A 19,122-nucleotide genomic window follows, 5' to 3' on the forward strand; every position below is an offset into this window, starting at 1 on the left:
ACGTGTTCGTGTTTTTAATTTTCCGCTTCAAATGTATCTGCTTTTTTTGTTTGCTTTTTTAAATTGGCTTGAGCAATTTTCAATAAAAGGGTGAACTTCTCGTTTTGCTGAATATCAAATAGAGTATAGGCTTTTTCATAGGCATCTATTGCTTCTTCTTGTTGATACAAGTGCTCCAAGCAGTGGCCTTTGTAATAGAAAAAATCCCCTAATAAATAAAGCATACCGTGATTAACTAATAAATCTAAGCCTGAAAAGACAATTTCCAAGCTTTTCTCATACTTAAGCTGGTTGAACAGACACATCACGTAATGCAAAAGCAACAGGGCTTTGGTTTTGACATCCATCCAGTCTGTGAAGGATAGTACCCCTTCTTTATAGTATGTTTCTGCTTTTTGATATTCTTTTTTCCTCATATATAGTTGACCAATACTGTCAATAATTTCCAGACGTAAATCCCCGTGTTTAACGCCCTTTTCAATTTCTACCAATCGAAGGAGTGACTCTTCTTCATCCCCATCTTGGTAACACAGCAGCAACGCATCAATCCAATTAAAAAAATACTTATGCTCACCTGACGACTGTGCAATCACTGTCTCATTCTCTTTCATTAAGTAAGAGACACTGTCGTATTCTTTTCTTTCCATGTGCTTTCTTATCATCTTATTCAATTGATCAAGCTTGGAATACCGACTGTCGACTGAATCTTCTCCGTAGAAGTAGTGGACTGACACGTCAAGACGTTCAGCTACTTTCTCGATTAAGTCGCGGCTCGGTCGAACTTTCTTTTTTTCAATTCGACTTATCATTGCTTGAGTACAAATCCCCTCAGCAAGTTCAGCTTGAGTCATCTTGATTTCTTTTCTCCTCTTTTTTATCTTCTCCCCTAATCGCATACCCTATTCCTCTCATTATATTGCCATTATAATTTTAGTTATACCACCACATTATACACAAGTAGGTAGGCTATTGCTATAGCTTATCATCGAAAACCCTCTAATCTTAACATAAACAATGAAAAAAAGACTAGAGAATGTCCACTCTAGTCTTTAATCTCTTTATCATATCCTTCTCATTAATCAAGGTCATGATGTGTATTTAATTCTTTTATCTCACCTGTATTAAAATATAAAATCCATTCAGATATATTGGTTATATAATCACCCATGCGCTCTAAATATGTGCTAACTAAAATGTAGTCGGTCGCTCCAAGAACCAAATCAGAATCTTTCTTCATTTCTTCGATACTGTCTTTTCTAATCTGAGTCGCCAGTTCATCAATGTCATTATCGCGTTTAGCAATTTCTAACGCTTTTTCAGCATCGTACTGAATATAAGCATCAATAATGTCTTGCCCCATTTGTTTAATTTTATCCCCTGCTAAGGAAATTTTATCTTCAATTGGTTTGTGCCGTCTCGTTCCTTTTACTCGAATCGTTGATTTAGCAATACTGACAGCATGGTCACCAATTCGCTCTAAGTCAGCACAAGCTTTCATTACTGTAATGATTTTACGTAAATCTCCCGTAACCGGCTGCTGTAAAGCAATTAACTCGATACTGTCCTGCTCCAACTGGTGTTCGATTTCATTGATTTTTAAGTCTTCCAAGATAACTGTCTTAGCCAACTCTTTGTCATGCGTCACAAAGGCTTTAATTGATTTATATATTGCTTCATTAACCATATTCCCCATTTGAGAAAACAGGCGGTGCAGTCGTTCCAACTCTTCATCATACGCTCTTCTCATTCTATTTCCCCCTTATCCGTTTTAATGGTTTAACCAAATCGACCTGAAATATAATTTTCTGTTTCTTCTTGATTTGGATTAGTAAAAATTTTTCTTGTCTGATCGGTTTCGATAATGTGCCCATTTAAGAAAAAGGCTGTTCGATCTGAAATCCGAGAGGCTTGTTGCATATTGTGAGTAACCATGACGATAGTATACTCTTGTTTTAATTCAGACACCAATTCTTCGATTTTTGCTGTTGAGATGGGGTCTAAAGCACTTGTCGGCTCATCCATCAACAACACTTCCGGTTCAACTGCCAAAGCACGAGCAATACAGATACGCTGTTGCTGTCCCCCAGAAATCGATAAGGCATTACGGTCCAAGTGATCTTTCACTTCATCCCAAATAGCCGCTTGTCTTAAACTTCTTTCCACAATCTCATCCAGTTCGCTCTTCTTTTTTACCCCATGCGTACGAGGCCCATAAGCAATATTGTCATAAATACTTTTTGGAAAAGGGTTCGGCTGCTGAAACACCATTCCGACTTTTTTACGCAAGTTATTTAAGTCCATTTTTTTACTGTAAATATCTTGACCGTCAAGCTCCACTTTCCCTTCTACTCGGGCGTATGGAATCAAGTCATTCATTCGGTTCAATGTTTTGATAAAGGTTGATTTCCCGCACCCGGATGGTCCGATAAAAGCAGTGACTTCATTTTCATTAATATCCAAATCCACCCCATGTAAGGCTCGGAAATCACCATACCATAGTTTTAAATCTTCCACTTTAATTTTTGGTTGAGTAACCACTATTATTTTCCTCCTTTAGATAACCGTTTACTGATAAAGGTTGAAAGGCCGTTTATCACTAAAACGAATAACAATAACACAACGGCTGTAGCATAGGCTTCATTGACATTGTGCCCTTCTCCAGACAGAATAAACATGTGAAGAGACAAGGTTCTTCCTGAAGCGAGTAAACTTTGTGGCAATAACGTAGCGGTACCCAATGTAAACATCAAAGCCGCTGTTTCACCAATCACTTTACCTGTAGCCAAAATGACACCGGATAAAATACCGGGCATAGCCATAGGTAGAACAACTTTAAATAAGGTCCGTAATTTGCCGGCACCTAACGCATAACTGGCTTGTCTAATCGGCATACCTGTTGCAATTAGCGCTTCTTCCGTTGCACGAATAATCACAGGTAGAGTCATAATCGTAACGGTCAGAATCCCTGCAAGTAAAGAGAACTGCAAGCCTAAAAAGATAACGAAAAATAACATACCGAATAAGCCGTAAATGATTGATGGAATACCAGCTAAGGTATCAGTTGCCATACTGATGGCTTTAACAATTTTATTATCTCTGTTAGCATAATCGACAAGGTAAAAGCCGGTAAAGACACCAATGGGAGTCGCTATAAATAAGGTTCCCAATACAACATACAGTGTCGTAATCAAAGCGGGCATCATCGATACGTTTTGAGTTGTATAGGTCCATTCAAACAAAGAAGGCGTTAAATACTGAACACCATTAAAGAGAATGTAAAGAACAAGAAAACCCAGAGCTCCAAACGTTAAAATGGTTGATAGATAGACTAACCCGTTTAAAATCTTACTTCCCATGTTTATTTGGCCTCCTTATTCTTAATATACAAAAAGATCCCGTTGATGAGCATGACGAAAACAAAGAGAACGACACCTGTTGCCACTAAAGCATCACGGTGTTGACCTGAAGCATAAGCCATTTCCATCACAATATTGGTTGTCAGCGTTCTGACCCCTTGCGTTAATCCTCGAGGCATAATCGGCTGATTTCCTGCAACCATCACAACAGCCATCGTTTCACCAATGGCACGTCCCACGCCTAAAACCACACTGGAAAAGATACCAGATTTTGCAGCTGGCACTAAAACAGCAAAAATACTTCTTTCTTTACTTGCTCCCAATGCGATACTGCCTGAGTAGTAAGAGCGCGGAACAGAGCGGATGGCCGATTCAGACAAGGAAATGATAGTTGGTAAAATCATAATCCCTAACAGCAAAATAGCTGCCAACATACTGTTTCCTGGCCCGCCAAATGTATCCCTTACCCAAGGAACAATGATACGTAAAGCAAAAAATCCATACAAAATAGACGGTATCCCAGCCATCAAGTTCACTGCCGGTTTTAAAAATCGATAGACACTTGGCGGGCAAAATTCAGCCATGAAAATGGCCGTGAATATTCCTACCGGCACACCTATTAACACAGCTCCAATGGTGACTACAATCGAGCCAACTATCATTGGTAAAATACCAAAGGTTGTTCGATTCCACGTTGTACCAAGTAAAAAGTCAAATACGCCATAATCAATCATCATGGGTAAGCCATTTGTAAAAATAAAAATGACGATGACCACTAAAGAGAGTATAGAGGTGATGGCGGCCAGTAAAAACACACCATGCGCTACTTTTTCTTTTAAATCATTCATATATGCCTTCCTTCCTACGCTTTATAATCAGATAAATGGGGCAAAGAATGTCTACATCCTTCTTTGCCCCATCTCTATTTATTTAGTTAGGTTAAATTATTTTCTATTAATTAGATACGTCGTCCCACGTGCTGACGTTTCCGCTGAAGATGTCTGATACTTGATCAACTGTTAACGATTCAAGCGGGTTGCTTGGGTGAACAATAACGGCAATACCGTCTAATGCAATAGGAGCCACTTCTGTTACTTGGTCGACTTCATCATCGTTTAAGTCACGAGATGCCATACCAATATCAGTTGTTCCGTCAATGGCAGATGTGACACCTGCTCCTGAGCCGGTTGAGTGGACAGAGATTTGAACATCAGGATGGATATCGCCGAACGCTTCAGCCATCGCTTCGACTACCGGATAAACAGCTGTCGATCCGTTCACATCGATATCGCCAGACAAATCAAGATCGCTTCCTTCATACGCTGGAGCTTCCGTGTCAGATTGGATATAGCCTACTTCTTCTACGACTGCTTGTCCTTCCGCAGAAAACATGAAGTCCCAGAAAGCTTGAGCTTGTTCGCTTAACTCGTCGCCTCTGATAACGTTGAAGTTACGGGCAATACTGTAATCACCAGCTAAAATGTTTTCCGCTGTTGGATCGACGCCATCAATTTGAACCGGTTTGATGTCATCATTTAATGCACCAACTGATGTATACCCAATCGCATACTGGTCATCAGCAACCGTTGTGTTGACAGCATTGGTTCCTTGTTGAGCTGTTGCAGCTGGATCAATTAAATCGTTATCTCCATCAGTTAAGTTAATCATTTCTGCAAAAGCATCACGAGTTCCAGATCCTACCTCACGGGTAACCAAGTGAAGTGAGCTAGATGTATCAAACTCTTCAGATGCAGAATCGTTCGACCCAGTTCCCTCTGCGTCCCCATTTCCACAAGCCACCAAAGTAGCAGTCGTTCCTAAAATAGCTCCCCATTTAAACAATGTATTCATGTAATAGTCTCCTTTTAACAAGTGTTAGACATCTCCTGTCTTCAGTACTAACTATAGTCTTGTTTTATTAGGGTATTATATATTTCATGTATGGAATACGTAAAGGAATGTAAATTTAATGTAACGGGGGCAGATTGATGCACGTTCGTTGGCTACTTTTGCTTTAAGTTGTTACTAAGTCGGTTTGGGTACAACTTACTTCTCGTTTTTCGATTTAAGTTGTTACTAAACCGATTTGGGTACTAGTTACTGAACAAATTTCATTTTAACTTGTCACTAAACCGATTATTTCTGGATAGTCTTCTCTTAGATAAGGTAAACTAGACTTAAACACTATTAAAAGAAGGTGCTTATCATTTTAGCTTTATTTATTTTAATGCTCGAGCGTGCGGGATTGATTATTATTCTGGCATACTTATTAGTTAATATTCCACACTTCCAAAACTTACTCAATCATCGCCAGCGTATGAATGCAAAGGTTCAACTCATCATTGTCTTCAGCTTATTTGCCATCATTTCTAATTTTACAGGGGTAGAAATTTTTGAAAATGATATTATTATCGAGCAATTGTTCTCTCCTCTTTCTCCCGGATCGTCACTTGCCAACACACGTGTGTTAACGATCGGTGTATCAGGTCTTGTGGGTGGCCCATTTGTAGGTGTTTTTGTAGGTGGTATTTCCGCAATCATTCGGTATACCCAAGGTGGGGCAGAGCCGTATATTTACGTGGTCTCCTCTTTACTAATAGGGTTACTTTCCGGTTTATTTGGAAAACAATTTATCCGCAAAAACCAGTTCCCGAATTTTAAAGAGGGAGCTATTGTTGGGGTATTGATGGAAGGAGTTCAAATGTTTTCTATCTTGCTACTAGGAAGTCAATTTCAGAACGCCCTTTCCTTGGTTACTTTTATCGCCTTGCCGATGATTTTGATTAACAGTTTAGGAACAGCCATGTTTTTATCTATCATAGAGTCGACTCGTAGAAGAGAAGAACAAACTCGAGCTGTGCAAACTCACGACGTTTTAGAATTAGCCAATAAGACTCTACCCTTTTTTCGACTAGGCCTACACGAACAATCGACAAAGGAAGCCGCCACTATTATAAAGGAATTTATAAAGGTCGATGCCGTTTCCATTACTAATCACGAACGTATTTTGGCCCATGTTGGGGCCGCAAGCGACCACCATCAATCAGGCGAAGAAATCATCACTGATTTATCAAGGGAAGTCATCAAGTCAGGCCAGACAAAAGAGGCCCATTCTCATGAGGCTATTGGCTGCCAAGTTCCTGGTTGTCCCTTAGAAGCAGCTGTAATCATTCCTTTATATACCAAAGATCGAATCGTTGGCACATTAAAATTATATTTTACTGATAAAGAGGCGCTAACGTTTGTTGAGAGGCAGTTGGCTGAGGGTTTGGGGAATATTTTTTCAAGTCAGCTTGAACTGGGCCAGGCGGAAGAAGAGGCACGATTGCTTCAAGATGCTGAGATTAAGTCACTCCAAGCCCAAGTGAATCCTCACTTTTTCTTCAATGCTTTAAACACGATATCAGCTTTGATTCGTGTAGATAGCGAACAAGCTCGCTCCTTACTCATTCATTTGAGCCATTTCTTTCGAGCCAACTTGCAAGGGTTTCGGACCAACTTGATTCCTTTGCATAAAGAACTGCATCAAGTCACGGCTTATTTGCAAATTGAACAAGCTCGGTTTCCTGAGAGAGTGAGTGTTCAAGAACAGATTGATGAGTCTTTGAAATCTGTTTTGGTTCCTCCATTTTTAATTCAGGTATTAGTGGAAAATGCGTTTAAACATGCCTTTAAAGAGCGAAAAACGACTAATGAGATTGTGATTTCTGTTTGTGAGGAATTAAATCATATACTTATAAGCGTGAAAGATAATGGGGCAGGAATTGTTCGGGAAGACAAGTCGGATTTAGGGAAAACCCCTGTCACTTCGACTGAAGGGACTGGCTCTGCTTTGGAAAATTTAACTAAGCGGTTAGTTAGTTTGTTTGGTGAAGAGGCCAAGTTACATTTTGAATCTGACGAGAATGGCACACTCGTTTGGTGTCGACTGCCCAAAAAGGAGGACAACTAGATGACATTACGCATTTTAATTGTGGATGATGAACCGCTAGCTAGAAATGAATTAACTTATTTACTGAAGCGAAATGAAGAAGTTGGCACAGTGGAGGAGGCTGATTCGATAGAAAGCACTCTGGAGCGATTACTTCGACAATCTTTTGATCTTATTTTTTTAGACATTCACTTAACTAACGAAAGTGGGTTAGATTTGGCAGAAAAGATAAATCGAATGCCAAACCCACCCCTTATCATTTTTGCCACAGCATACGATGACTATGCGATTCAAGCTTTTGAACGCAATGCTAGAGATTATGTATTAAAGCCTTTTGAAGAGGAACGAGTGAAACAAGCGGCCAAACGCGCAGCAGAATCTCTGAAGTCTACAGCTTCGTCTTTAAGTGAGAGTGAGATAGAAGACCGAACGGTTCCCATTCAAGCAGAAGAACGTATTTTTATGGTGAAACTCACTCATATCTTAGCTCTTGAAGTGAATCAAGGCGAAACGACCATTTACGGGAAATTAAGAGAATACACCGTTCCCGACTCTCTTGCTTCTTGGGAGGAGAAACTCAATAGTCCCTTTTTTATGAGAGTCCACCGATCTTATGTTGTGAATATAAATGAAATAGTCGAAATCCAACCGTGGTTCAATCAGACCTATCAATTAACATTAAGTAACGGTTTAAACGTGCCGGTCAGCCGATCTTACATGAAGGCCTTTAAAGAAAAGATGAATTTGCTTAACTAATCTCTTGTATCTTAGCCCAAGGAAAAAGCAACTGAGGTGATGTATCCGGCATCTCGGCTCCTTTTTCCTCTTTTTTGCCTAGTATTTCCTATAATGAACCTATAGAAAACGATTACAAATGGAGGAATCATTATGGTGACATTATTAGGCGGTATTGCGCTATTAATTATTGGGTATTTCACTTACGGTAAGTTTATTGAAAAGAACTTTTCGATTGAACCTGATAGAGTAACACCTGCAGTGGCATTAAAAGATGGGTATGACTTTGTGCCAATGCCTAAATGGAAAAATTCACTTATACAATTATTAAATATTGCAGGCACCGGACCTATTTTTGGTCCCATTATGGGAGCCTTATATGGCCCCGTTGCTTACCTTTGGATTATTTTTGGGTGTATTTTTGCTGGTGCCGTGCATGATTACATGATTGGTATGATCTCTTTACGTAATGATGGGGCACATTTGCCCGAGTTAGCCAGTCGTTACTTAGGCAAACCGGTTAAACATGTGGTAAATATATTTTCAATGCTATTATTGATATTAGTTGGGACCGTCTTCGTCACAACGCCTGCCAACCTGATTGCTAGTATCACGCCTAGTTGGATGACGATCGGCATTGCGATAGCCTTAATTTTTATTTATTATATTATTTCCACTATTTTACCTATTGATAAAGCGATGGGTAAAGTCTACCCACTCTTTGGAGCAATCCTTATTACAAGTACGGCCGCAATCGGAATTTCCTTACTGTTTGGCGGCTATTCTATGCCTAATTTAAGCATCGATACATTGCAAAATTTCCACCCTGGCGGTTTAGCTATCTTCCCAGGTTTGTTTTTCACCATATCTTGTGGAGCGATGTCAGGATTCCACGCTACTCAGACACCAATGGTTTCTCGTACGAGTACCAATGAAAAAGAGGGCCGCTTCACTTTTTACGGTATGATGATTGCAGAAGGTGTGATTGCTATGATTTGGGCAGCAGCTTCAATGGCTCTATTTGGTGGTCAAACATTGAGCGAAATGATTAATGCCGGAACAGCATCATTGGTAGTAAATGAAGTATCCATTATGCTCCTCGGCAGTACTCTTGGAACAATTGCCATTATGGGTGTTATCGTCTTGCCTGTATCTTCTGGCTTATCAGCTTTCAGAAGTTTACGGACTATCTTGGCTGACTATATCAAAGTGAAGCAAGATTCAATTCCAAAGATTTTAATGCTTACTATCCCCTTGTTCGCTATCTCTTTAGCTTTAACCTTTGTCGATTTTAATATTCTATGGCGATACTTCAACTGGGCTAACCAGGTCACTGCAGTGATTTCTTTGTTGGTATCCACCCGTTACTTGTATTTGAAAGACCGTAACTACTATGTGACCTTGCTCCCTGGAGTCTTTATGCTATACGCTGTATCGGTTTATATTTTCAGCGAACCGATCGGCTTCGGTTTAGGTCTGACCCCTGCCGCTTACATTGGTGCAATGGTTATTTCACTCATCATCTTAGCAGTCTTTTGGGAAACAGGTAAAAAACAAAAAGCTCGTCTTTCTCCTGGCGATTCATTATTAAATGACCAATTGCCAATAGAAGTAGCCTCTTATTCAAATTAACGCATAGAAAAACGACCTCTATCAAAAAATGATAAGGGGTCGCTTTTTTTGTTCTTCGTTATGTGCTGAGTGGCAACCAAACGCTAAAGGTAGAGCCTTTTCCTTCTTCGCTTTCGAGTTCGATTCGGCCTCGACTGGTTTCAACTAGCCATTTAACAATAGATAAACCGAGTCCTGTGCCTCCTGAATTGCGGCTCCGTGCCTTGTCTACTCGGTAGAAGCGTTCAAAAATTCTTACTTGTTTGTCAGCGGGTATACCAATACCGTTGTCTTCAAAAAGGATTAATGCTTCATTCTTATCTTTTTTTATTCTAACAGTTACTTGTCCCTCTTCAGGAGTATAAGAGACGGCATTCCCAATGAGATTCAATGCAATCTGTTTGAATTGATCACGGTCGACTTCCGCTTCTACACTGCCTTCTTCATGAATAGTGAACGTAATGCGTTTCAAGTCCATTTTTTGATGCAGAATATTGGCAACTTCCGTGATGACATCTTTTACTCGAACAGCTTCCACATGAGTGATCGCCTGTCTTTGTTCTAATTTAGATAGATGCAAAATATCTTCCACCATCCGGTCGAGCCTGATGGATTCTTTGTAAATGATTTTCAAAAATTCAACAAGGACATCTTCTTCATGCATCGCACCGTCTAATAAGGTTTCGCTAAAGCCTTTTAACGCCGTTATGGGTGTGCGCAACTCATGAGAAACATTCGCAACGAAATCTGACCGTACTTTTTCCAATCGCCTAATTTCTGTAATGTCGTACAGTAACACGATAAAATTAATCGGTTGCCTGAATTGACCAAAGATGGGCACCACATTCGCATCCACGATCTTTTCTTCAGGATAATACATGGTGATTTCTCGGTTTTGAAGGGTTTCTTCTTCAAATGCTTTTTCAATCATTTCAACCAGACTAACACTATGAATGACCTCATTATAGGGCTTACCAATGTGCCCATAAAGATTATCTTCCAACATTTCATTCATGGCTAAATTTACCATATCAATGTTTCGATCATTATCGACAACCAGTACACCGATGACCAAATGATTGATTAGCTCACGCAGTCGGGTATCATTTTCTTGAATTTCTTGCATTTGATTATCCAAATTACTAGCTAAGGTATTAATCGACATACCCAACTCATCGATATCGTCAAATGAACTTAAATAATAGCGGGTATCATAATCTTGCTTGGACAGCTTTTCCGTTACGTCTTTCATATAATCCAGCGGTTTGCTTATTTTTCTCGTCCAATAACTAATAAATAGAAAGGCAAGTCCAATGGAAATCGTCATAAATAAGGAGATAATGAGCACGGTTTGTGTTGTCAAACCGGCCATATCTTCTACATTTTTCGATAAACGCAAGTACCCCAGTAGGTCGTCAGTTTCAGAGAAAATGGACGTGGCAACATAATATTGCGTGTCACCGGTGCTGGAACTGCGTCGGTTAAAAGAACTAATCTCTTCTTCTTGTATCAGCTGCTGAATTTCCGGCCGGTTTATGTGGTTATCTAGTTCATTTATATCTGCATGAGAGTCGTACAAAACCTCTCCAGAAGGTAAGATAAACGTGAGACGTTCTGAAACAATCCTGGCTGTCCGGTCGAGCCGTTCTGTTAAACCCGCCTCGTTAGTGTCGCTTAAATCTGTCAACTGACTGGATAGCGTTAAGAGTTGCGATTGCAAATGCTCACCCTGTTGGTCGACTGATTGATTTTCAAGCGTGGATGATACGATCATAAAAAACAGTAAATTAAATAAGATAGTCATGATAGTAAAGAATACCATGATTCGGCTTCGTAACTGTTTCATTTTGGCGCCTCAAATTTATAACCGAAACCTCGAGCCGTTTTAATATACTTCGGTTCTTTTGGATTGCTTTCAATCTTTTCCCTTAAGTGACTGATATGCACATCAACAATTCTCGTTTCTCCTGCGAAATCAAAGTCCCATATGGCTAAAAGGAGCTGTTCTCTGCTGAGGATACGGTTGCTGTGGCGGGCAAGGTAAAGCAAGAGTTCGAATTCTTTCGGTGTGAAATCAACTTTTTCTCCTTTGACAATGACTTCATACTTGTCAGGGTAAATAGCTAAATCCTCGAATAAGAGTTTCGTTTCCTGTTCTTCTTGTTTGGTGTCTGGCGAGGACTGCTTGCTCAAAAGTCTAAAGATAGCTTTCATTCGAGCAAGTACTTCTCTAGGACTAAAGGGTTTTGTAATGTAATCGTCGGCACCAATTTCAAGACCAACAATTTTGTCTATTTCAGAATCTTTTGCGGTTAACATAATAATCGGCGTCTCTATTTTTTCCTGTCTTAACTCACGGCAAACATCCATGCCGTCTTTTCCAGGAAGCATAATATCCAACAGAATAATATCGTAAACACCTTCTTTAGCCATGTCAAAGCCTTCTTGGCCGTCCATGGCGACATCAACTTCATAGCCGTCTTTTTCAAGATTATATTGAAGGAGCTTTGCGATTGACAGTTCATCTTCCACTACTAAAACTTTTTTCATGTGATCCTTCCTTAACTACTACATTTTATTTTGACTCTCTTTGCTATCATTCTAACAGATTATTTTCTGTTTAACGACTGGCCATGAAAAGTTACGTGTCTAGAATGATGAAATGAACTTATTTCGTATGGGGGTCTCATCATACTCTATTTTGATTACAGCTCATTCAATAATTTCCTTCCGAGTCGACATCATCTGCCGTTTTGATTACAACTCATTCACCAGCTTCCTTATGTAAAAGGGGCTGGGAAATAACTAGCTGAATTAGAAGACACCTTCAAATCTAGGAAAAATGATCCTTGATTTGAAGGTGTTTTTAATTACTCAGATTTATAAATTATTACTAAAAGGTGACTTTTTTCCCAGCCCCTCCTTCTATGATTTAGTTCTTCACTCGTTTGTGGTCGCCTTGTTCTACGTAAACCATCAAGATAGAAATATCAGACGGGTTTACCCCGCTGATACGGCTAGCTTGGGCGATGGTTTCCGGGCGAATTTTAATGAATTTTTCTCTTGCTTCAGTTGCTAAGCTATTAATGTCATTGTAATCAATGTCTTCAGGAATACGTTTGTTTTCCATGCGTTTTACTTTTTCAGCTTTACGGATGGACTTGTTGATGTACCCTTCATATTTGATATGAATTTCGACTTGCTCTTTCACGTCTTTTGGCATCGGTTCTTCTGTTGGCGCATAGGGAATAATGTCGTTGTACTTCACATATGGGCGTTTGAGGAAGTCATAGAGTAGCATGCCGTCTTTTAATTGAGATTCGCCTTTTTCTTCCAAATAGGCTGCAACGTCTTTTGGTGTCACTCGAATGGTTTTCAAACGTTCCAATTCTTTTTCGACTTGTTCTTTCTTAGTCAAGAACGTTTGGTAACGGTCTTCAGAAAGTAAGCCAATATCATAACCCGTCTGGCTCAATCGGAAATCTGCATTATCGTGACGTAAAAGCAAACGGTATTCTGCACGAGACGTTAGTAAACGGTAAGGTTCGCTTGTTCCTTTCGTAACCAGGTCATCGATCATCACGCCGATATACGCTTCATTACGTTTGAGAACAATCGGCTCTTCGCCTTGAACCAAACGCGCCGCATTGATACCAGCCATTAATCCTTGTCCACCTGCTTCTTCGTAGCCTGATGTCCCGTTCATTTGACCCGCTGTAAATAAACCGCCGATGCGTTTTGTTTCTAAAGACGGACGCAACTGATAGGGTTTCACGACATCATACTCGATTGCGTAACCCGTACGCATCATTTTGGCATTTTCCAACCCTTCAACTGATTGTAAAACAGCTAGCTGAACGTCCTCTGGTAAAGAAGAAGACAGACCTTGGACATAAATTTCATCTGTGTCGCGGCCTTCTGGCTCTAGGAATAATTGGTGACGCGGTTTATCGCTGAAACGAACCACCTTGTCTTCGATAGATGGGCAGTAACGAGCCCCTACCCCTTCCACAATTCCTGTAAACATAGGCGCACGGTGTAAGTTTTCACGGATAATGTTGTGAGACACTTCACTGGTATACGTCAACCAGCAAGAAATCTGCTCATCCAAATAGTCTTCGTCTGGGGTTTCAAAACTAAAGTGATGAGGCTCCACATCGCCTGGCTGCTCTTCTGTTACAGAGTAGTCAATGGATCCTTTGTGAATTCTTGGAGGCGTTCCGGTTTTGAAGCGCTCCAGTTCAAAGCCTAATTCAAGTAAGTTTTCAGATAATTTGATGCTCGCCTGCGTGTTATTCGGTCCGGATGAATACTTCAATTCACCAATAATAATCTCTCCACGAGAGGATGTGCCTGCCGTTAAAATAACAGCTTTCGAACGGTAAATGGCACCAGTATTCGTTATAATGCCCTGAACTTGGCCCTGTTCTACAACCAATTCTTCAACAATACCTTGTTTTAAATCCAAGTTCTCTGTGCGCTCAATGGTTTTTTTCATTTCATTTGAATACATGTACTTGTCAGCTTGAGCTCTTAACGCACGAACAGCTGGCCCTTTCGCTGTGTTTAACATGCGCATTTGAATATACGTTTTATCAATATTCCGGCCCATTTCTCCACCGAGAGCATCGATTTCACGTACAACGATGCCTTTTGCCGGTCCGCCGATGGACGGGTTACATGGCATATGAGCAATCATGTCTAGGTTCATAGTGATAAGCAAAGTGCTGACGCCCATTCGAGCTGCAGCCAAAGCCGCTTCTGATCCGGCGTGTCCCGCTCCTACTACAATAACGTCGTATTGTCCAGATTCATAAGTTTGCATAGCGTGTTCCTTTCTATTTCGATAGTCAGTTTATTTTCCTAAGCAGAATTGGCTGAATAATTGAGTAATCAGTTCGTCTTGCACACTGTCACCCGTTATTTCACCCAATAGATCCCAAGCTCGCGTCATGTCAATTTGTACCAAATCAACTGGCATGTCCATTTCAACGCCTTCGATGACGTCGTTAAAGGCATCAATCGTTTCATTTAATAAAGCGATGTGGCGGACATTCGATACATATGTTGCATCTTTTTCGCCGGTGTTTCCAGAGAAAAAGAGATCTGCGATTTTCGCTTCCAACTCGTTTAGTCCTGCTTGAGTCACTAGAGACGTTTGGACAATGCTGTCAGGATCTACTTTTGTTTTCAAATCATTTAAGTCTAGCTGATTGGCTAGATCTGTTTTATTTAAAATAATAATGCGGTTAATGCCGTTTGTTGCTTCCAAAAGAAGCTCGTCTTCTTGTGTCAGCGGTTCGCTTTGGTTTAATACCAATAGAATTAAATCTGCTTCGCCTAATGCTTTACGGCTTCGCTCAACCCCAATGCGTTCAACGATGTCTTCCGTTTCACGAATACCTGCTGTGTCAATCAATTTTAACGGAACGCCTTTAACGCTGACGTATTCTTCAATCACATCCCGTGTCGTTCCAGCAATATCTGTTACAATCGCTTTTTCCTCTTTTAACAAGACATTCAGTAAACTTGATTTTCCAACGTTAGGACGGCCGATGATAGCTGTCGCTAAGCCTTCTCTTAAAATTTTACCTTGGCTGGCTGTTTCAAGTAAAGCCTCTACTTGCGCTTTAACATGACTGGCTTTTTCAATTAACAAGCGAGACGTCATCTCTTCCACATCGTCGTATTCAGGGTAATCAATATTCACTTCCACTTGAGCAAGGGTGTTCAGTATATCCTGGCGCAACTGTTTAATGAGTCGGGATAAATTTCCGTCCAGTTGCGTCACAGCCATATGCATCGCCTTATCGGTTTTAGCACGAATCACGTCCATTACTGCCTCGGCTTGAGACAAATCAATGCGTCCATTTAAAAAGGCACGTTTAGTAAATTCACCCGGTTCAGCTAGTCGAGCACCATTGTTTAAGACGGTTTTCAAGACTTTATTAACCGACACAATGCCGCCGTGTGTATTTATTTCAACAACGTCTTCTCTTGTATAGGTTTTTGGTGCACGCATAACCGTGACCATCACCTCATCAATCGGTTCATTCGATTTCGGGTTAACCACTCGTCCATAATGAATCGTGTGAGTCGGCTGATCGGATAGCTTTTTCGTTCCGAGTTGGTAGATGCGGTCGGCAATCTCCAACGCTTCATCTCCACTGATTCGAACAATCCCAATCCCGCCTTCTCCCGGTGGGGTAGAAATCGCTGCAATCGTATCAAATTCAATAGCCACTTGTTTGTCTCCTTTCTTATTCCATTAACGGAATGCGTTCGTTTCGTGTGTTTTTCTCCATAAAAAAAAGCGCCCGGTCCACTCCACAAAAAGTATACACTGCTACTGTTCGGGGTGGAAAAGCACTTTCACTACTTTTACCATAATAGTAATTTTGAGTTTTCTTTATTTCTTCAACAAGTAAAATAATATAAGTAATAGCTTGAAATGTCAACCTTTTCCCACTTATTTATTATAAGTAAATTTGAACAAAACGTTACAAGAACCGTTTTCTTGAGCTGTTACAGGGACAAATACAGAAAGATTAGTTAGTTTTACATTTTCAGCATTTAAATAAAGCGTTTCATTAATGAATATGATAGACTATTGAGTATGATTAAGTAGGTGTTTTTTAATTTATTTGGACTCAAGGAGTTGGAAAGATGTATAGGATAAAAAAAGCTAGCGATCAAGACATCAAAGACATTACTCAACTCGCTTTATTGTTATGGCCAACGGAGGATTTAAAGGCTTTGCAAAAAGAGATGCACCATTACCCTTCTGACAGTACGGCCGAACTATTTATTTGCGAAGCAGACAATCAAGTCGTCGGGTTTGCCCATGTTCAGCTGCGTTATGATTATGTCGAAGGAACTGAATCGAGTCCGGTAGGTTACCTTGAGGGCATATACGTCAAAGAGGATTACCGCACCAAAGGAATCGGCAAGGACTTAGTCTGCGTTTGTGAAGATTGGGCAAGATTTATGGACGCCAAAGAATTTGCCAGTGATGTCGAACTGACGAATGAAACAAGTGCTCATTTTCATCACTCCCTCGGTTTTAAGGAAGTGAACCGCATTATTTGTTACGCTAAAAAACTAGATTAATTAGTCTACATACTGCTCCCTTTTCAATAAATAAAGCGAGCTTTTTTGTGTCATCTTCGTGTAACATTTGTAACTTGTGTGTTATAATTAGGTGAAGATAATTGGCCTCTTTTTTACATAGCTCAGTTGCTTTTGAAAGAGGTGAGTTCAATGAAACGTCAGACTAAATTATCTCTTCATAAAGCTGTGATCAGCTTATTGATTGGTTTATTGCTTCTTTTCACTGCTGGTTTTTCTGCCGTATCCGCTGCACCTACTCAAACCGTTACCAAAGGTCAGACAACTGAAAAAGTTGTTGCTTTAACTTTTGATGATGGCTCAGATGGCACCAATATCACATCTATTCTTAACACGCTTGCGACTCATAACGTCAAAGCCACTTTCTTCTTAACAGGTTCTGGAGCAGCTAATCATCCTACTAAGATTCGAGACATTGCCAATCGTGGTCACGATATTGCTAACCATTCCTATTCTCATCCTGATTTTACAACGATCTCATCTACCAAAATGAAAAGTGAATTACAGCGTACGGAAGATCTCATTCGTCAATTGACCGGAAAATCAACCAAACCTCTCTTCCGACCACCTTTTGGAGCTTATAATTCAACTGTTTTGAAGCATATTGGAGACGCTGGCTACCGCTATAATATTATGTGGACCATTGATACAGTTGACTGGACCGGTAATTCATCCAATGATATTGTTCAGCGTGTGATGAATCGAATCACACCGGGAGCCATTATCTTGATGCATACTGGTGCTGGCGCATCCGGTACACCAAAAGCCTTGCCTACTATCATTTCACGACTCAAAAATATGGGCTACCGTTTTGTGACTGTCAGACAATTATTAAATTTAACTTCTTCTACTCAACGAACTTATACCGTTCGTTCCGGAGATACCCTTTACCGTATTGCTTTGAGACATGGAACAACTGTCCAAAAACTAGCTGCTGCCAATAATATCACTAATGTTAACCTCATCCGTGTGGGACAAGTGCTTGTCATTCCTGGAAGTGGTGGATCAACTCCTGCCCCAACCCCACCTCCTTCTACAACCAGACGCTATACCGTCAAAGCTGGAGATACACTTTACTCTATTGCACGACGATACGGAACCACTGTTCAAAAAATAGTTTCCGCAAATAAACTTTCCAACCCTAATCTCATTCGTGTCGGTCAGGTTCTTGTTATTCCTTAAATGTAAAACAAAAAAGGCTCAGTCAGACTGAGCCTTTTTGCGTGTCCCCTTATACTTAGCCAATTTCTTTTTCTAATTGGTCTATTAATCGCTTATTCACTTCTTTATCAGCTAGGTTGGTCGAGTGTTTTAAAGCATGTCTCGCTTTTTCGATCCATTTGACTGCTTCTTTTCTGTCGTTATCCTTAAACCAAGCTAATGCTGCTTTCATACGGTTAGCTTCTGTATTAGTCGCTTTAAGGTAGTTTTGGAATACTTTGCTCTCTAAAGCCTCGTCAATTAGTCGCTCGTCTACATTTCCAAGAATCATATTGCAAAAGATGTATTCTCTTATGACTTCTGTTTGGTAAGGGCCAATAATATCTTCTTTGTTTTCCCATAAGGGCTGAAGGCAAAAAAGAGCTTCTGAGTACATGTCTCTATCCAAATAATGGTACACCTCTATGAGAGTGGCATACGTATTGAATTGCTCTGTTATTGGTTCTTTAGGGTTATGAATAAATTCTTCTGGGTTAACCTCTTTGAATGTCAGCCCCGTTATAAATTGATCGCTATAGTCTAATTGTTGCATCAACTGTCTTCTTGCTGTCACGCTTTTAGTTAACTTTCTAATTGTCATTCCATCATTAAAGCCGGCTGGATAAATATTTATAACAGCTGATATAAAGCCTGCAATAGCAAAAATAAGCCATAAACTAGATGGACGACTAATGTAAAATAAAAGTGCCGGGATAGCTGCAACCACATTTGCCAATGCCCCTCCGGATAAATACAAGCGGTAAGGTGGGTTATCATTGTTTTCCGGCGGCAACATCAAGCACTGACCTCCCGTGCCGGCGATAGAGAGTTTGGTAAATCGCAACTTGCCGTTATCATTAACCACTGTCCATTGGAATATGCGAAATAAAGAAAAACGGTAGCCGGAGATCAAACCTGTTATTAAGTGACCTATTTCATGGATGATAATATGTAAAAATAAAAAAAGGAGTAAGAAGAACATAATCAGTCCTGTTATAAGAATAAAGGTAAATACACTACCTGTATAACCGCCGTATAAATCCAGTTCCATTTGATAAAAAACAACAGCCATCGCTCCTACTAATAATAAATAAAGCCCGAGCATGCCCATCTTTTCGCCAAACGATTTTTTTGCCATGTCACCCTGCCCTCTCTACTAAC

General features: G+C 40.2%; 17 protein-coding genes. 5 read left to right on the forward strand and 12 right to left on the reverse strand.

Translation table 11 applies throughout. From position 1 onward, the window contains the following. Positions 1–14 precede the first annotated feature (14 nt). From C3945_RS03215 to C3945_RS03240, 6 genes are all read right to left on the reverse strand, one after another. Entirely contained in the window at positions 15–896 is an 882-nt protein-coding gene (locus C3945_RS03215) for a helix-turn-helix domain-containing protein (protein WP_272928078.1), read from the reverse strand. Positions 897–1,075: 179 nt separating this feature from the next. Beyond that, positions 1,076–1,747 (reverse strand): phosphate signaling complex protein PhoU, encoded by a 672-nt coding sequence (gene phoU / locus C3945_RS03220; protein ID WP_161878250.1) that lies wholly within the window; start codon positions 1,745–1,747, stop codon positions 1,076–1,078. 29 nt (positions 1,748–1,776) lie between these two features. Then, on the reverse strand, positions 1,777–2,538 hold the full coding sequence (pstB, locus tag C3945_RS03225) for a phosphate ABC transporter ATP-binding protein PstB (protein WP_161878251.1): 762 nt from the start codon (positions 2,536–2,538) through the stop codon (positions 1,777–1,779). 2 nt (positions 2,539–2,540) lie between these two features. Beyond that, positions 2,541–3,356 (reverse strand): phosphate ABC transporter permease PstA, encoded by an 816-nt coding sequence (gene pstA / locus C3945_RS03230; RefSeq protein ID WP_161878252.1) that lies wholly within the window; start codon positions 3,354–3,356, stop codon positions 2,541–2,543. Between the two features lie 2 nt (positions 3,357–3,358). After that, positions 3,359–4,204, reverse strand: a complete 846-nt coding sequence (gene pstC / locus C3945_RS03235) for a phosphate ABC transporter permease subunit PstC (protein WP_161878253.1) — start codon at positions 4,202–4,204, stop codon at positions 3,359–3,361. Between the two features lie 106 nt (positions 4,205–4,310). Next, positions 4,311–5,207, reverse strand: coding sequence for a substrate-binding domain-containing protein (locus C3945_RS03240; protein ID WP_161878254.1), 897 nt, complete (start codon positions 5,205–5,207; stop codon positions 4,311–4,313). Between the two features lie 346 nt (positions 5,208–5,553). On the opposite strand from C3945_RS03240, the gene C3945_RS03245 reads away from it, so the two are divergent. The 3 genes from C3945_RS03245 to C3945_RS03255 all read left to right on the forward strand — a co-directional run bounded on the left by C3945_RS03245 (position 5,554) and on the right by C3945_RS03255 (position 9,654). Next, positions 5,554–7,308: a sensor histidine kinase gene (locus C3945_RS03245; protein WP_337249270.1), complete on the forward strand. Its 1,755-nt coding sequence runs from the start codon at positions 5,554–5,556 to the stop codon at positions 7,306–7,308. Continuing rightward, entirely contained in the window at positions 7,309–8,043 is a 735-nt protein-coding gene (locus tag C3945_RS03250; RefSeq protein ID WP_161878255.1) for a LytTR family transcriptional regulator DNA-binding domain-containing protein, read from the forward strand. It begins immediately after the preceding gene. A 132-nt stretch (positions 8,044–8,175) separates the two neighbouring features. Further along, positions 8,176–9,654 (forward strand): carbon starvation CstA family protein, encoded by a 1,479-nt coding sequence (locus C3945_RS03255; protein WP_161878256.1) that lies wholly within the window; start codon positions 8,176–8,178, stop codon positions 9,652–9,654. Positions 9,655–9,712: 58 nt separating this feature from the next. Here C3945_RS03255 and pnpS read toward each other — a convergent pair whose 3' ends face one another. The 5 genes from pnpS to C3945_RS03280 all read right to left on the reverse strand — a co-directional run bounded on the left by pnpS (position 9,713) and on the right by C3945_RS03280 (position 16,091). Next, the gene (gene pnpS / locus C3945_RS03260; protein WP_161878257.1) at positions 9,713–11,479 is read right to left on the reverse strand and encodes a two-component system histidine kinase PnpS; all 1,767 of its coding nucleotides are present in this window, start codon (positions 11,477–11,479) and stop codon (positions 9,713–9,715) included. Further along, positions 11,476–12,183, reverse strand: coding sequence for a response regulator transcription factor (locus tag C3945_RS03265; RefSeq protein WP_161878258.1), 708 nt, complete (start codon positions 12,181–12,183; stop codon positions 11,476–11,478). Before C3945_RS03265 ends, pnpS begins: the two co-directional genes overlap by 4 nt. 382 nt (positions 12,184–12,565) lie before the next feature. Next, the gene (gene mnmG / locus C3945_RS03270; protein WP_161878259.1) at positions 12,566–14,458 is read right to left on the reverse strand and encodes a tRNA uridine-5-carboxymethylaminomethyl(34) synthesis enzyme MnmG; all 1,893 of its coding nucleotides are present in this window, start codon (positions 14,456–14,458) and stop codon (positions 12,566–12,568) included. A gap of 30 nt (positions 14,459–14,488) precedes the next feature. Continuing rightward, positions 14,489–15,877 (reverse strand): tRNA uridine-5-carboxymethylaminomethyl(34) synthesis GTPase MnmE, encoded by a 1,389-nt coding sequence (gene mnmE, locus C3945_RS03275; RefSeq protein ID WP_161878260.1) that lies wholly within the window; start codon positions 15,875–15,877, stop codon positions 14,489–14,491. A gap of 16 nt (positions 15,878–15,893) precedes the next feature. Continuing rightward, positions 15,894–16,091, reverse strand: coding sequence for a hypothetical protein (locus C3945_RS03280; protein WP_161878261.1), 198 nt, complete (start codon positions 16,089–16,091; stop codon positions 15,894–15,896). Positions 16,092–16,299: 208 nt separating this feature from the next. Here C3945_RS03280 and aac(6') point away from each other — a divergent pair, with 208 nt between their 5' ends. Both aac(6') and C3945_RS03290 read left to right on the forward strand, forming a co-directional pair. Then, the gene (gene aac(6'), locus C3945_RS03285) at positions 16,300–16,743 is read left to right on the forward strand and encodes an aminoglycoside 6'-N-acetyltransferase (protein ID WP_161878262.1); all 444 of its coding nucleotides are present in this window, start codon (positions 16,300–16,302) and stop codon (positions 16,741–16,743) included. Positions 16,744–16,893: 150 nt separating this feature from the next. After that, entirely contained in the window at positions 16,894–17,943 is a 1,050-nt protein-coding gene (locus tag C3945_RS03290; RefSeq protein WP_161878263.1) for a LysM peptidoglycan-binding domain-containing protein, read from the forward strand. 55 nt (positions 17,944–17,998) lie between these two features. Here the strand turns inward: C3945_RS03290 and C3945_RS03295 are convergent, their stop codons facing one another. Further along, positions 17,999–19,099: a hypothetical protein gene (locus C3945_RS03295; protein WP_161878264.1), complete on the reverse strand. Its 1,101-nt coding sequence runs from the start codon at positions 19,097–19,099 to the stop codon at positions 17,999–18,001. Positions 19,100–19,122 lie beyond the last annotated feature (23 nt).

This window comes from Alkalibacterium sp. MB6 (assembly GCF_009935905.1).
GTDB lineage: Bacteria > Bacillota > Bacilli > Lactobacillales > Carnobacteriaceae_A > Alkalibacterium.

Coding starts and splice junctions, on each gene's coding strand:
- C3945_RS03215 (WP_272928078.1), bottom strand. CDS start 896: ATGCGATTAGGGGAGAAGATAAAAAAGAGGAGAAAAGAAATCAAGATG.
- phoU (WP_161878250.1), bottom strand. CDS start 1,747: ATGAGAAGAGCGTATGATGAAGAGTTGGAACGACTGCACCGCCTGTTT.
- pstA (WP_161878252.1), bottom strand. CDS start 3,356: ATGGGAAGTAAGATTTTAAACGGGTTAGTCTATCTATCAACCATTTTA.
- pstC (WP_161878253.1), bottom strand. CDS start 4,204: ATGAATGATTTAAAAGAAAAAGTAGCGCATGGTGTGTTTTTACTGGCC.
- C3945_RS03240 (WP_161878254.1), bottom strand. CDS start 5,207: ATGAATACATTGTTTAAATGGGGAGCTATTTTAGGAACGACTGCTACT.
- C3945_RS03250 (WP_161878255.1), top strand. CDS start 7,309: ATGACATTACGCATTTTAATTGTGGATGATGAACCGCTAGCTAGAAAT.
- C3945_RS03255 (WP_161878256.1), top strand. CDS start 8,176: ATGGTGACATTATTAGGCGGTATTGCGCTATTAATTATTGGGTATTTC.
- pnpS (WP_161878257.1), bottom strand. CDS start 11,479: ATGAAACAGTTACGAAGCCGAATCATGGTATTCTTTACTATCATGACT.
- C3945_RS03265 (WP_161878258.1), bottom strand. CDS start 12,183: ATGAAAAAAGTTTTAGTAGTGGAAGATGAACTGTCAATCGCAAAGCTC.
- mnmG (WP_161878259.1), bottom strand. CDS start 14,458: ATGCAAACTTATGAATCTGGACAATACGACGTTATTGTAGTAGGAGCG.
- C3945_RS03290 (WP_161878263.1), top strand. CDS start 16,894: ATGAAACGTCAGACTAAATTATCTCTTCATAAAGCTGTGATCAGCTTA.
- C3945_RS03295 (WP_161878264.1), bottom strand. CDS start 19,099: ATGGCAAAAAAATCGTTTGGCGAAAAGATGGGCATGCTCGGGCTTTAT.